We start from the raw sequence: 12,434 nt of genomic DNA, 5'->3' as shown, positions 1-12,434 counted from the left end.
ACGCTCGCCCCTGGGGGCCTAGCCCCACCTTCGCCCAGAGAGAATAGAAGAAAAGATTAAGACTGCCAATCCGTCGCCTTGGTCACCGAATCCCCACAGCCGCAGTGGCTTGATGGTATGGACGTCGCCGCATGAAGGTGTTGGATCAACTGGCCAGGACGGAACAGGTGGAGTGCGGCTACCGGAACAGCTCCGACCGCATGGTCATCCTGCGCTGCATCGGGCCGGGGCAGTTCTTCCTCGAACGGGTCGTGTTTCCTTTCGAACTCCTGACCTTTCAGTGTCCCGAGGGGAGCGAGGTGGAGATCTGGACGCACGGCCTGGGTGGCCCGGAGCTGCTCGAATCGATCGAGTCCCGCGAACTGATCATGGAATCGGCCCCCGTTCCGGAGGCTGCCGCCGGCGGCATCGAGCTCAACCCCTGGCTGCAGGCCAGCTGACCCCCCCTCCGGCGCCGCGGGGCTCCCGTTGGCGGGGCCCGCGCTCTTAAGGTTGTCCAAAAGCTTCACAACCATGAATCAGCGCTGGCGTGTCCTTGCCCTGTGGCTGTTGCCGGTCGCCGTGGCCCTGTTCCTGGGCTGGCAGCTGCTGAGTTCCGGAGGGCGGCTGGCCCCCGCCGGCGGTGGCGGCGACACCACCGCCCCCCGCAATGCGGCGGTGGCCCGCATGAGCTACGGGCGCTTCCTGGATTACGTGGAGGCGGGGCGCGTCACCGCCGTTGACATCTTCGACGGGGGTCGCACCGCCGTAATCGAGGCGGTGGATCCTGACCTTGACAACCGCGTCCAGCGCCTGCGCGTCGATCTGCCCGGCGTCGCACCGGAGCTGATCAACAAGCTCAAGGATCAGGGCATCAGCTTCGATGTCCATCCGCCCAAGTCCACTCCGCCCGCCCTGGGGCTTCTGGGCAACCTGCTCTTCCCGCTGCTGCTCATCGGCTCGCTGATCTTCCTGGCCCGGCGTTCCTCCGGCATGCCGGGTGGCCCCGGCCAGGCCATGCAGTTCGGCAAGTCCAAGGCCCGTTTCGCCATGGAGGCGGAAACCGGCGTCAAGTTCGACGACGTGGCCGGGGTGGAGGAAGCCAAGCAGGATCTGCAGGAGGTGGTCACCTTCCTGAAGACCCCCGAGCGCTTCACCTCGGTGGGGGCCAAGATCCCCCGCGGCGTGCTGCTGGTGGGTCCCCCAGGCACCGGCAAGACCCTGCTGGCCAAGGCGATCGCCGGCGAGGCCGGCGTGCCCTTCTTCTCCCTCTCCGGTTCCGAGTTCGTGGAGATGTTCGTCGGCGTCGGCGCCAGCCGGGTGCGCGACCTGTTCAAGCGGGCCAAGGAGAACAGTCCCTGTCTGATCTTCATCGATGAGATCGACGCGGTCGGCCGCCAGCGCGGCGCCGGCATCGGCGGCGGCAACGATGAGCGGGAGCAGACCCTCAACCAGCTCCTCACGGAGATGGATGGCTTCGAGGGCAACAGCGGCATCATCATCATCGCCGCCACCAACCGGCCCGACGTGCTGGATTCGGCCCTGATGCGGCCCGGCCGTTTCGATCGCCAGGTGCAGGTGGACGCGCCCGACATCAAGGGTCGGCTCTCGATCCTCAAGGTGCACAGCCGCAACAAGAAGCTGGCTGACGACGTCTCCCTGGAGATGATCGCCCGCCGCACCCCCGGCTTCACCGGCGCCGACCTGGCCAATCTGCTGAATGAGGCGGCGATCCTCACCGCCCGCCGGCGCAAGGAGGCCACCGGCCTGGCCGAGATCGACGATGCCGTCGACCGGATCATCGCCGGCATGGAGGGCAAGCCCCTCACCGATGGCCGCAGCAAGCGTCTGATCGCCTATCACGAGGTGGGCCATGCCCTGGTGGGCACCCTGGTGAAGCAGCACGATCCAGTCCAGAAGGTCACCCTGATCCCCCGGGGCCAGGCCCAGGGCCTCACCTGGTTCGCCCCCGATGAGGAGCAGATGCTGGTCAGCCGTGCCCAGCTGCGGGCGCGGATCATGGGGGCCCTCGGGGGCCGTGCCGCCGAGGACGTGGTGTTCGGCCACTCCGAGGTGACCACCGGGGCCGGCGGCGACATCCAGCAGGTGGCCTCGATGGCCCGCCAGATGGTGACCCGCTTCGGCATGAGTGATCTGGGTCCGATGTCCCTGGAGGCCGGCAACCAGGAGGTGTTCCTGGGCCGCGACCTGATGACCCGCAGCGACGTCTCCGATGCGATCGCCCACAAGATCGACGAGGCTGTCCGCCAGATCGTTCAGAGCTGCTACGCCGACACCGTCAAACTCGTGGCCGAGCATCGGGCCTGCATGGACCGGCTGGTGGAGCTGCTGATCGAGAAGGAGAGCCTCGATGGCGACGAATTCCGCCTGATCGTCTCGGAGTTCGCCTCGATTCCCGACAAGGATCGCTTCTCCCCCCTGCTCACCGCCGCCGACCTGGCGACGGTCCCGCCTCAGGACGCCGTCATGGCCGAGACCAGCGAAGCCAACTGAGCTCCGGCTTCGGCGCCATGAAAAAGGCCTGCTCCGGCAGGCCTTCTTTTGTGGGTAGCTTTTTTGTGGACGGCTGGGCCTCAGACGGGGCGGACAGGCCGCTTCTCGATCACCTTGTCGATCAGGCCGTAGGCCATCGCTTCGGCCGGAGACATGAAGAAATCCCGGTCGGTGTCGATCTGAATGCGCTCCAGATCCTGCCCGGTCCGGCTCGCCAGTTCGCGGTTGAGCTTGTCCTTCAGATAGAGGATCTCATCGGCCTGGATGCGGATGTCGCTGGCCTGGCCCCGGGCCCCGCCGAGGGGCTGGTGGATCATGATCCGGGAGTGGCTGAGGCTGCTGCGCTTGCCCTTGGCCCCGGCACAGAGCAGGAAGGCACCCATGCTGGCCGCCAGGCCCACGCAGACCGTCTGGACGTCGGGTTTGATGTGCTGCATCGTGTCAAAGATGCCGAGGCCGTCGTAAACCGAACCGCCGGGGGAATTGACATAGAGGAAGATATCCTTTTCGGGATCTTCAGCCTCCAGGAACAGCAACTGGGCCACCACGCGGTTGGCAGACTCCGCGGTCACCGGTTCGCCGAGGAAGATGATCCTCTCGCGCAGCAGCCGGGAATAGATGTCGAAGGCTCTTTCACCGCGACCCGACTCCTCGATGACGATCGGGATCATGGGCTCCAGACAGGCGATTGAAACGATCCTACCCAGCCGCCGATCGGGTCGAGTGCCTGCAGCGCTAAGGTCGCTGCAACGAAGAATCCATCCGCGTGAGCGCTGCTCTCACCGTCGCCGACAGCAAGCGCGCCTTCCACGGCGCCTTCCCCCATGTCATCAGTCCCCTCTACCGGCGCATGGTCGACGAACTGCTGGTGGAGCTCCACCTGCTGAGCCGTCAGAAGGGGTTCCAGAGTGATCCCCTGTTCGCCGTCGGCCTGGTTCAGGTGTTCGATGGCTTTGCCCGGGGCTACCGCCCCGAGGCCCAGAAGGCCCCCCTCTTCCAGGCCCTGTGCGCCTCCTCCGGCTTTGATGGCCCCGATCTGCGCCGCGAGTGCGAGGAAGCCCTGGCCGCCATGGGACGCCACAGCCAGGCCGAGGTGCGCCAGTGGATCGAGAACCAGGGGGCGGGGGCCCCGCCGCCGGTGGCCACCGCCCTGGCCGGCATCCGCCGTCCCGACTTCCATTACTCGCGTCTGATGGCGGTCGGCCTGCTCGCCCTGCTGGAGCAGGCCCTCGCCGACGACGCCATGGAACCCCAGGCCCTGCGCCAGCTGGCCCACGAGATCGGCGAGTCGATCGGCCTGTTGCGTGACCGTCTCGACAAGGACCTGGCCCTCTACGCCAGCAACCTGGAGAAGATGACCATGGCCGTCGAGCTCATGGAGGAGACGGTGGCCGCCGAGCGGCGGCGGCGCGAGCGCCAGGCCGTCAGCGGCTCACCTGAAGGCGTCCCCTCAGCCAGCTGAGCCCGTCGGCTCCGGTGGCCGTTGAGCCGGGAAGGGACTCCATCCACAGCTGATCAGCGCGACGCACCAGCTCCGGCAGAGGTTCGGGGAGCAGGCCCAGCTGGTCCAGCCCCCGTGGGCGGACCCGCAACCACAGCTCACCGCTGGCCGGGGCGCCCGCCCCTGTGGTGGTCATCGCTTGCCATCGGCCAGGCACCGGACCGAGGAACAGCAGCAGCTGGGGTGCCGGTCCCCCCTCGCCGATCCAGCGCCATCCCCCCAGCACCACACCGTCCTGCCGGCTCCAGGTGGCAGCGCCCGCCTGGGATGGGGCCGTCGCGGCGGGGCCCGCCTCCAGCCCCTGGGCCTGCAGGGCCCGGGCCAGACCCTGCAGCAGCTGGCGCCAGCCCTGGCGGTCGGCCCCCACCGCCACCTGGAGCTCGAGCGAGGCCTGGAACGCACCGGTGGGCTGGGGCTGGAGCCGCAGCCGGAAGGGGGAGCGCCGCAGCAGGGCGAGCCCCTTGGTGTCGATGCCGTACCGGGCCGCCAGGGGATCGCGGATCAGCTGGCGGGCCAGAAGGCCCCGGAACAGCTGCTCGAGGGAGGAGCCCTGAAGCTCCAGCAGCAGGTCGGCGGGCAGGGGCGGCCGGGAGGAGGGCGGCAGGTCCGGGATCCTCAGGCGGCCCGCCGGACCGGTGGAGGCGGGGCGGTCGGAGGCTTCGCCGCGCCAACGCACCTCCGAGCCCTCCAGTGCCAGGGAGAGGCAACCCTCCTGGTAGGCCTCCAGCAGGGGGGCCAGGGGCCCCACCAGCGCCCCGAGTCCGGAGGCGTTCCAGAAGACGCCCTGGCCACTTTCCAGGCGGGGCAGGCAGGTGCTGAACAGTCCGCGGCCGGCCAGCTGGTCCGGCCGCAGCTGGTCCTGCAGCAGGCGCCGGGAGAGGGGATCCGGTGCCACCACCAGCAGGTTCCCCACCCGCAGGCCCTGGGCCGGCAGGGGCGTCCGGGCCCCGGCGGCGGCGTTGTCCTGCACCACCAGGTAGGCGCCCACATCGGTGTGCGGTCCCCAGAACTGCCACCAGGTGCGGCGCTGCTCGCGCCACAGCCGGCGGCCCGCGGCTTCGCCGAGGCGGTCACGCCAGAGGGCCGGAACCGGCCGCTCCGGGCTGGCGGGGAAACTCTGCAGCAGGCTGCTCACCGCCATCAGCTGCTCGAGTCCCTGGGCGCGGGGCCGGGGCCAGCGCCCCAGGGCGAGGCTGGGCAGCAGCAGCAACAGCAGCAGGGTTGCCGTGGTGAGCGGCAGGGGTGGCGGCCCGGGTCGCCGGGGCAGGGCCGGCGCCACCAGCGAGCGGCGCAGACGATCGATCGGGCGGCTCATGGAAACGCCGGCGGGCTGGGGCCAGGGTGGATGGGACGACGCGGCCGGCCCCGGGACCGCTCCTGCATCGGCGGTGACCCTGGCGACAGCGGGCTTCTGCGAAGGATGGCGATGGCCGGACCACCGGTTGGGAGTGATCAACCGGAGCAGCCCTTCGGCCCCTCGCGCCGGGGCTGGTCAGGGGTTGAGCATCAGCGGTTGCGGACTTCGCTGGAGCGGCGGCGGCGCTTGTCGCGCCACTCGACGGTGGAGAGATAGATCACACCGACACTCACGAAGAGCAGCAGGGCGGAGGCCAGGCCCGCCAGCAGGGTGGTGGTGGGGAAAGCCAGATCAGAAACCGATGCTGTTGTCACCGTTCCGGCCCCACACCACCATGGCGATCGAGAAGGTGAAGATGGCCGCCAGGGCGGACCAACCAAGGGTGATCAACATCGGGCCCGGTTCAAGACTCCGCGCATGTTACCTACGCTGGGGACCGGCAGCCGCTGCAGGCCCATGGTCGTCGCCCCCTCCAGAAGTCCCGCCCCGATCGCCCAGCGCCGGTCCGCGCCCTACCCCAGCGTCAACGTGATCGTTCTCGACGACGACGTCAACACGTTCCAGCACGTGGTCGCGGTGCTCGTACGCCATCTGCCCGGCATGCAGCCCGACCGGGCCTGGGAGCTGGCCCACCGCATCGATGGCGAGGGATCGGCGGTGGTCTGGAGCGGACCGCTCGAGCAGGGGGAGCTGTACCACCAGCTGCTCTCCGCCGAAGGTCTGACCATGGCTCCCCTGGGCCACGGCTGAGCGGCACCCATGGCCCGGCTGGTGATCACCCACAGCACCTACGTGGAGGGCCTGATCCCGCTGCTCAGGCGGCTGGCGACCCTGCCGGACATCGACACGATCACCCCGGCGGTGATCACCCGGGTCAGGGGCCGCAGCGTCGGCCTGCGGCTGCGGGTGTCGAGCCCGATCACCGGCGGCCACAAGCTGCTGGCCCGCCGGGGCAGCACGGCCCAGGAGGTGTTCGTGGTCACCCGGCTCAGCCGGGATCAGCTGCAGGAGGAGCTGGATCGCCTGACGAGCTGAGCAGGCTGGTGGGGGCCACCCGCTCGTAGACGGCCGGGGTGCTGAAGCGGCCGTAGGCACCGCTGTCGCGGAACCAGCTCGCCCCGGGCACCTCCACCAGATCGCCGGGGCGCAGTCCCCAGCGGCGCTCCAGGTAGGCCGAAGCAGCGGCCGCATCGAAACGGGGCTGGCCCCAGGCCACGATCGCCAGGGCCAGGGCCCGGATCCGCAAGGCGCCGGCAGGACTTTCCTGGATCTCCTCCTCCAGCAGGAAGGTGCGGAACGCGCCCGCCGCCTCCCCTTCCAGGGGGTACTTCTGCAGGTACAGCGCCCGGGCCCGGGGAAACACCGGACCCGGGGCACGGGCGAGCAGGCGCTCGAAGGCCTGGGGAAAGCTCGAAGGCTCGCTGTTCACGGCGGCGGGGCGACCTGCCTCCAGCATGCCGGCCCGGGCGCGATCGGATTGGGGAAAAGGGGTGGACCGCCGTGCCGTCTTGCCCCAGTGTTCGACCTGGATGAACCAGAAGGGGAGTCAGGGGCGGGGCTTCGTTTCCGGCAATGAAGCCGGTCTACGTTGCCGTCGCTGAAGACTCCCCGTGTCGAAAGGGAGTCAGATCAGAAAACTGTGAAAGGCAGTCACCAACACAGCAGTCCAGGAACATCCTAGGCGGGTCGGTGGGGGAGCGGCCAGATGGCCCGCACCTCGGCCAGCAGCCGCTGCCGGTCCAGTTCCCGCTCCTCCGCGGTGCGGCCCTGCAGAAGCAGGGTGAGGTGGCCCAGCTTGCGTCCCACCCCTCCGCCCCGCTTGCCGTACCAGTGCAGGTGGGCGTCCGGGAGGGCCTCCAGGGCCCGGCGCCGCGCCAGCTGGTCGTCATCACCGTCCTCCGGCGCCAGCAGGTTGACCATCAGCGCCCCGGGCACCACGGCCTCGGTGGCCCCCATCGGCAGACCGGCGACGATCCGCACCTGCTGGGCGAACTGGCTGGTGCGGCAGGCCTCGATGGTCAGATGGCCGGAGTTGTGGGTGCGGGGGGCCAGCTCGTTGACCTGCAGCCCCGAGGGCCCGTAGAAGAACTCGATCGAGAGCACCCCCACGTAATCCAGGGCCGTGAGCAGGGAGGCGGCCACGTTGCGGGCGAACACCTCCACCCGATGGTCCACCGGAGCGGGGAAGAGCACCCAGTCGCAGACACGGCTGTGCTGGTGGGTCTGCACCAGGGGGTAACAAGCCACCTGCCCCTGTCGGTCGCGGCAGGCCACGAGGGCCAGTTCGCGCTCGAAGGCCACCAGCTCCTCAAGGATCCAGTCGTCCGGCTCGACGCGATCCAGCAGCTGCTCCAGCGCCCCCAGATCGGGCACCGGCACCGTCCCCCGGCCGTCGTAGCCGCCACGGCTGGCCTTGGCCATCAGGGGAAAGCGGAAGCCGTCGGGGAGACGCGGCAGCGCCGGCGTCTGCAGGGGGCGCGGTGGTCCCGCCGGCGGGAGCCCATCCGGGTCCCCACCCGGGGGCAGGGCAGGCTCCGGCTGCAGCACATCGGCCAGGGGACACCAGCGGGGAGCCGGCAGATGCAGGTCGCCGAGCAACCGCCGCTGGCCCGCCTTGCTGACCAGGGGCTGGAGGGCGTCGAGACCGGGCAGGAACCGCAGTCCCGGCCCCTCCAGGGCCCGCAGGGCCTCGAGGGGGATCCACTCGTTCTCGAAACTGATGGCCCCGCAGCGACCGGCCAGCTCCCGGGTGGCGGTCACGTCATCCACCGCCGCCAGCACCACACTGGCGGCGGCACGGGTGGCCGGATCCCCGGCGCCGGGCGTCTGCACGTGCACGGCGACACCGAGGTCCCGGGCCGCCTCGGCCAGCATCCAGGCCAGCTGGCCACCACCGACGATGCCGATGGCGTCGAGCGGTGCCGGCGTGGCCTGGGGAAGGGGGTCCGCGATGATCTGCACCCTGGCTTTGGTGGCTGGAAGCGGAAACCAGCCTGCCATCAGGGCGTCGTGGGCCCTGCAGGGGGATCCCTGGCGGGGGATCACTGGAGCGGGTTGTCGGCGGCGAAGGCGTAGCGCACCAGGCTGAGCAGCAGCACGATCAGGAACAGGGCCAGCCCCACGGTGCAGGCGTAGCTGATCTCCAGCTCGGAGAAGGCCTGGTCGTACACGTAGTACACGATCGTGCGGGTGCTGTCGGCCGGGCCCCCCTGGGTCATCAGGTAGACCTCCTCGAACACCTTGGTGGCCCCGATCGCCGAGATCACCGCCACCAGCGTGATGTAGGGCCTCAGCAGGGGCAGGGTGATGTCCAGATGGCGTCGCCAGCCCTCGCTGCCATCCAGGGCCGCCGCCTCGTAGAGATCGGCGGAGATCCCCTGCAGGCCGGCCACGAAGATGACCATGTAGTAGCCGAGGCCCTTCCAGAGGGTCACGAGCATCACCGAGGGCAGGGCCAGGCCGGTGGAGGTGAGGAAGCCGATCGGTGAGAAGCGATCCCCCAGCAGGGCGCCGAGCCAGCCGTTGACCAGGCCGTTCTCGGCGTAGAGCCAGCGGAAGGCGATCGCCGCCACCACCAGCGACACCAGCACCGGGGTGTAAAACGCACCGCGGAACCAGTGGATGCCCGGCAGCTGGCGGTTGACCAGCACCGCCAGGGCCAGGGCTCCGAGCACGATCGGCGGCACCACCCCCACCAGATAGAGAAAGGTGGTGCCCGTGACCCGCAGCAGCATCGGGTCGGCCAGCAGGCGGCGGAAGTTGGCCAGCCCCACGAAGGTGAGCGGCTCGCCCACATCCAGCCCGGTGCGGGTGAAGCTGATCACCAGGGCCATCGCCGCCGGGATCAGCACAGACACGGCGAGCAGCACCAGGGCGGGGGTCAGGAACGCCCAGGCGGAGCGGGTGGCAGCCGGTGCGGCGGGGGTGGGTGGGGCCATGGGGACATCCTGCCGGAGCCGGGGCGATGCACAATCGGAGCCGAGGCAGGAGCCCCCCGGTGCCGCCCGATTTCCGTTCCCCATGACGCCGACGCCCAAGCAGGTGCTGCGGGAGGTCTTCGGCTACGACGCCTTCCGCGGCCCCCAGGCCGCCATCGTCGAGCACGTCTGCGCGGGGGGGTCGGCCCTGGTGCTGATGCCCACCGGTGGCGGCAAGTCGCTCTGCTATCAGATCCCGGCCCTGTGCCGGCCAGGCACGGCGGTGGTGGTCTCGCCCCTGATCGCACTGATGCAGGATCAGGTGAGCGCCCTGCGCCAGGCCGGCGTGCGGGCGGCCGCGCTCCATTCGGCTGAGAGCGGCGAGGCGGCGGCCGCCACCTGGCGGGAGCTGCAGGCCGGCGGCCTGGACCTGCTCTACGTGTCGCCGGAGCGGCTGCTGAACGGTGACCTGATCGCGCGGCTCGCCGACCTGCCGCTGGCCCTGTTCGCCATTGATGAAGCCCACTGCGTCTCCCAGTGGGGCCACGATTTCCGGCCCGAGTATCTGCAGCTGGCGGTGCTCGCGGAGCGCTTCGGGGCCGTTCCCCGCATCGCCCTCACCGCCACCGCCGACCCCCGCACCCGCTCCGAGATCGTGGCGCGGCTGGGCCTGGAGCAGGCGGCGGTGTTCACCGCCAGCTTCGATCGGCCCAACATCCGCTACCTGCTGCGGGACAAGAGCGACCCGAAGCGCCAGCTGCTGGAGTTCCTCGCTAGCCAGCGGGGCCATGCCGGCATCGTCTACGCCCGCTCCCGCAAGCGGGTGGAGGAGTTCGCCACCCTGCTGGCGGCCGAGGGGTATGACGCCCTGCCCTATCACGCCGGCCTGGCGGCGGAGACACGCAGCGCCGCCCTGGAGCGCTTCCGCCATGGCAGCGGCGTGATCGTGGTGGCCACCATCGCCTTCGGCATGGGCATCGACAAGCCGGACGTGCGCTTCGTGGCCCATGTGGACCTGCCCAAGAGCCTGGAGGCCTACTACCAGGAGACGGGCCGGGCGGGCCGCGATGGGCTGCCGGCCATCGCCTGGATGGTGCACGGCGCCGCCGACGTGCCACCGCTGCGCCGCTTCATCGAGGAGTCAGACGCCGAACTGGCCCAGAAGCGCATCGAGCATGGCCGGCTCGATTCCCTGATCGGCTTCGCCGAGACCTGCGGCTGCCGCCGCCGGATCCTGCTCGACTATCTGGGGGAGACGGGCAGCGGCGACTGCGGCAACTGCGACGTCTGCCTGGAGCCGAACCAGGGTGTGGACGTGACCGAGCCGGCCCGCAAGGCCCTCTCGACCGTGTACCGGACCGGCGGCCGCTTCGGGGCCGCCCACCTGGTGGATGTGTTGCTGGGGGGCGACACCGCCCGGGTGCGCAGCCTCGGCCATGACCGGCTGGGGGTGTTCGGGATCGGCAAGGAACTGGACCGGTTGCAGTGGCGCAGCCTGTTCCGCCAGCTCACCGCCAGGGGCTACCTGGTGACGGCCGCCGATGGCCACGGCGGCCTGCAGTTCGGCCCCGAGGCCCTGGTGCGGCCGCTGCTGCGGGGGGAGTCGCGCCTTGAGATCCGGCTGCCGCCTCCGGCCCGGGAGCGACGTGGGCGCGCCGCCGCGGGAGCCGCCACACCCGCGGCCGGCGCGGAGCCCGCCGATCCGGACCTCCTAGCGGCCCTGAAGGCCTGGCGGCTGGAGCAGGCCCGGCAGCAGCGCCTGCCTCCCTATGTGGTCTTTCACGACCGCACCCTGGTGGCCATCGCCGAACGCCGTCCCGCCTGCCTCGACGAACTCGCCGGCCTCACCGGCATCGGCACCGCCAAGCTGGCCAGCTACGGGGAGGCGGTGCTGGAGGTGGTCCGCCGCCTCTCCCCCCAGGCCTAGCCTCGGTTTGCCCTCGCCCCTTCCTCCGTGCCGCAGGAGTACCGCACCATCACGGTGTCCCTCGCTGCCGATCCCTACCCGATCCTGATCGGAGAGGGCCTGCTCGCGGGCCTCGGTTCCTTTCTGCTCGAGCGGGGGATCCCCAACGGCACCCGGGTGCTGATGGTGACCAACCCCGATGTGGACGCGTTCCACGGGGCCCGGGCCCTGCAGAGCCTGGAGGCCTCCGGCTTCGTGGTGCGGACGCTGGTGATCGAGGCCGGTGAGGAGCAGAAGACCCCCGCCACGGTGGCGGCCATCCACGACGCCGCCTTCGCCCACCGCCTGGAGCGGAGCTCCCTAATCGTCGCCCTCGGCGGCGGTGTGGTGGGGGACATGGCCGGCTTCGCCGCCGCCACCTGGCTGCGGGGCATCGCCGTGGTGCAGGTGCCCACCACCCTGCTGGCGATGGTGGATGCGGCCATCGGCGGCAAGACCGGCGTGAACCATCCCGGCGGCAAGAACCTGATCGGCGCCTTCCACCAGCCGAAGCTGGTGCTGATCGATCCCCTGGTGCTTGCGACCCTGCCGGAGCGGGAGTTCCGGGCCGGCATGGCGGAGGTGATCAAGTACGCCGTCATCGGCGACGGGATCCTGTTCCGGGATCTGGAGGCGGCCGCCGAGCGGGATCCCGCCAGGGGCCTGGCCAGCCGGGGCGCCCTCGGCCCGGTGCTGCTGCAGCGGCTGCTGGAACGTTCCGCAGCCGCCAAGGCCCGCGTCGTGGCGGCCGACGAACGGGAAGGGGGATTGCGGGCGATCCTCAATTACGGACACACCCTGGGCCATGCGGTGGAGAACCTCAGCGGCTACGGCACCTGGCTGCACGGCGAGGCCGTGGGTCTGGGGATGCTGGCGGCCGGTGACATCGCCGTGGCCATGGGTCTCTGGAGCCAGGCCGATCAGGACCGCCAGCGACGTCTGATCGCCGCCGCCGGCCTGCCCATGGACTGGCCGGCCCTGGATCCCGAGGCGGTGCTGGCTTCCCTGCAGGCCGACAAGAAGGTGCGCCAGGGGAAGGTGCGTTTCGTCCTGCCCACCGGTGTGGGGTCGGTCACGATCCGGGATGACGTCGATCCCGCCACGATCCGGGCCACCCTGGCGGTCGCCACTTCGATCGGCGCCCCCTGACACAGGGGCCCGCTTCGGTCGCCTCCGGCGGGCCAGGGCGCCGGGGAAAGGGGCTCAACGATGGTCTTTCGC

The 12,434-nt window shown here is 70.4% G+C and carries 14 protein-coding genes and 1 other RNA gene; 7 read left to right on the top strand and 8 right to left on the bottom strand.

The genetic code is table 11. From position 1 onward, the window contains the following. The first annotated feature begins 131 nt into the window (after positions 1–131). Positions 132–440 carry a DUF1830 domain-containing protein gene (locus L107_RS05590; protein WP_159816910.1) on the top strand — a complete coding sequence of 103 codons (309 nt, stop codon included), beginning with the start codon at positions 132–134 and terminating at the stop codon, positions 438–440. A 73-nt stretch (positions 441–513) separates the two neighbouring features. Continuing rightward, the gene (gene ftsH, locus L107_RS05585) at positions 514–2,493 is read left to right on the top strand and encodes an ATP-dependent zinc metalloprotease FtsH (RefSeq protein ID WP_159816908.1); all 1,980 of its coding nucleotides are present in this window, start codon (positions 514–516) and stop codon (positions 2,491–2,493) included. An 80-nt stretch (positions 2,494–2,573) separates the two neighbouring features. Here ftsH and clpP read toward each other — a convergent pair whose 3' ends face one another. Next, positions 2,574–3,164 carry an ATP-dependent Clp endopeptidase proteolytic subunit ClpP gene (clpP, locus tag L107_RS05580; protein WP_015108279.1) on the bottom strand — a complete coding sequence of 197 codons (591 nt, stop codon included), beginning with the start codon at positions 3,162–3,164 and terminating at the stop codon, positions 2,574–2,576. Positions 3,165–3,259: 95 nt separating this feature from the next. Between clpP and psb29 the strand changes: the two genes are divergently transcribed. Beyond that, positions 3,260–3,955 carry a photosystem II biogenesis protein Psp29 gene (gene psb29 / locus L107_RS05575; RefSeq protein WP_159816906.1) on the top strand — a complete coding sequence of 232 codons (696 nt, stop codon included), beginning with the start codon at positions 3,260–3,262 and terminating at the stop codon, positions 3,953–3,955. Here the strand turns inward: psb29 and L107_RS05570 are convergent. From L107_RS05570 to petN, 3 genes are all read right to left on the bottom strand, one after another. Further along, positions 3,918–5,309: a hypothetical protein gene (locus tag L107_RS05570; protein WP_159816904.1), complete on the bottom strand. Its 1,392-nt coding sequence runs from the start codon at positions 5,307–5,309 to the stop codon at positions 3,918–3,920. The genes psb29 and L107_RS05570 overlap by 38 nt on opposite strands. A gap of 191 nt (positions 5,310–5,500) precedes the next feature. Next, entirely contained in the window at positions 5,501–5,665 is a 165-nt protein-coding gene (locus tag L107_RS05565) for a hypothetical protein (RefSeq protein WP_159816902.1), read from the bottom strand. After that, complete coding sequence (gene petN, locus L107_RS05560) at positions 5,643–5,744, bottom strand: cytochrome b6-f complex subunit PetN (RefSeq protein ID WP_015108283.1); 102 nt, start codon at positions 5,742–5,744, stop codon at positions 5,643–5,645. Before petN ends, L107_RS05565 begins: the two co-directional genes overlap by 23 nt. Before the next feature lie 63 nt (positions 5,745–5,807). On the opposite strand from petN, the gene clpS reads away from it, so the two are divergent. Next, positions 5,808–6,101 carry an ATP-dependent Clp protease adapter ClpS gene (gene clpS / locus L107_RS05555; RefSeq protein WP_043325364.1) on the top strand — a complete coding sequence of 98 codons (294 nt, stop codon included), beginning with the start codon at positions 5,808–5,810 and terminating at the stop codon, positions 6,099–6,101. A gap of 9 nt (positions 6,102–6,110) precedes the next feature. Continuing rightward, a complete protein-coding gene (locus L107_RS05550; protein WP_106220058.1) occupies positions 6,111–6,386 on the top strand; it encodes a DUF2103 domain-containing protein in 276 nt (91 codons plus the stop codon). Here the strand turns inward: L107_RS05550 and L107_RS05545 are convergent. The 4 genes from L107_RS05545 to L107_RS05530 form a co-directional block, all read right to left on the bottom strand. After that, positions 6,340–6,780, bottom strand: coding sequence for a hypothetical protein (locus L107_RS05545; RefSeq protein ID WP_159816900.1), 441 nt, complete (start codon positions 6,778–6,780; stop codon positions 6,340–6,342). The genes L107_RS05550 and L107_RS05545 overlap by 47 nt on opposite strands. A 59-nt stretch (positions 6,781–6,839) precedes the next feature. Continuing rightward, positions 6,840–7,022, bottom strand: a non-coding RNA gene (gene ssrS / locus L107_RS05540) — 6S RNA. Between the two features lie 6 nt (positions 7,023–7,028). Next, positions 7,029–8,351, bottom strand: coding sequence for a 5-(carboxyamino)imidazole ribonucleotide synthase (locus tag L107_RS05535; protein ID WP_159816898.1), 1,323 nt, complete (start codon positions 8,349–8,351; stop codon positions 7,029–7,031). 41 nt (positions 8,352–8,392) lie between these two features. Continuing rightward, positions 8,393–9,289, bottom strand: coding sequence for a carbohydrate ABC transporter permease (locus L107_RS05530; protein ID WP_159816896.1), 897 nt, complete (start codon positions 9,287–9,289; stop codon positions 8,393–8,395). A gap of 82 nt (positions 9,290–9,371) precedes the next feature. Here L107_RS05530 and recQ point away from each other — a divergent pair, with 82 nt between their 5' ends. Together recQ and aroB are read left to right on the top strand one after the other, a co-directional pair. Next, positions 9,372–11,195: a DNA helicase RecQ gene (recQ, locus tag L107_RS05525; protein WP_159816894.1), complete on the top strand. Its 1,824-nt coding sequence runs from the start codon at positions 9,372–9,374 to the stop codon at positions 11,193–11,195. 27 nt (positions 11,196–11,222) lie between these two features. Next, a complete protein-coding gene (aroB, locus tag L107_RS05520) occupies positions 11,223–12,362 on the top strand; it encodes a 3-dehydroquinate synthase (protein WP_159816892.1) in 1,140 nt (379 codons plus the stop codon). The last annotated feature ends 72 nt before the right edge of the window (positions 12,363–12,434 follow it).

This window comes from Cyanobium sp. Copco_Reservoir_LC18 (genome assembly GCF_009834675.1).
Classification (GTDB): Bacteria; Cyanobacteriota; Cyanobacteriia; order PCC-6307; family Cyanobiaceae; genus Cyanobium; species Cyanobium minutissimum.
Note: the sequence above shows the minus strand (reverse complement) of the source record. Positions and strands in the feature narration are given on the sequence as shown.

Bases quoted from the DNA above. Each gene is read 5' to 3' on its own strand.
- L107_RS05550 (WP_106220058.1), top strand. From the start codon at position 6,111: ATGGCCCGGCTGGTGATCACCCACAGCACCTACGTGGAGGGCCTGATC.
- ftsH (WP_159816908.1), top strand. From the start codon at position 514: ATGAATCAGCGCTGGCGTGTCCTTGCCCTGTGGCTGTTGCCGGTCGCC.
- clpP (WP_015108279.1), bottom strand. From the start codon at position 3,164: ATGATCCCGATCGTCATCGAGGAGTCGGGTCGCGGTGAAAGAGCCTTC.
- clpS (WP_043325364.1), top strand. From the start codon at position 5,808: ATGGTCGTCGCCCCCTCCAGAAGTCCCGCCCCGATCGCCCAGCGCCGG.
- L107_RS05590 (WP_159816910.1), top strand. From the start codon at position 132: ATGAAGGTGTTGGATCAACTGGCCAGGACGGAACAGGTGGAGTGCGGC.
- L107_RS05530 (WP_159816896.1), bottom strand. From the start codon at position 9,289: ATGGCCCCACCCACCCCCGCCGCACCGGCTGCCACCCGCTCCGCCTGG.
- L107_RS05570 (WP_159816904.1), bottom strand. From the start codon at position 5,309: ATGAGCCGCCCGATCGATCGTCTGCGCCGCTCGCTGGTGGCGCCGGCC.
- petN (WP_015108283.1), bottom strand. From the start codon at position 5,744: ATGTTGATCACCCTTGGTTGGTCCGCCCTGGCGGCCATCTTCACCTTC.
- recQ (WP_159816894.1), top strand. From the start codon at position 9,372: ATGACGCCGACGCCCAAGCAGGTGCTGCGGGAGGTCTTCGGCTACGAC.
- L107_RS05535 (WP_159816898.1), bottom strand. From the start codon at position 8,351: ATGGCAGGCTGGTTTCCGCTTCCAGCCACCAAAGCCAGGGTGCAGATC.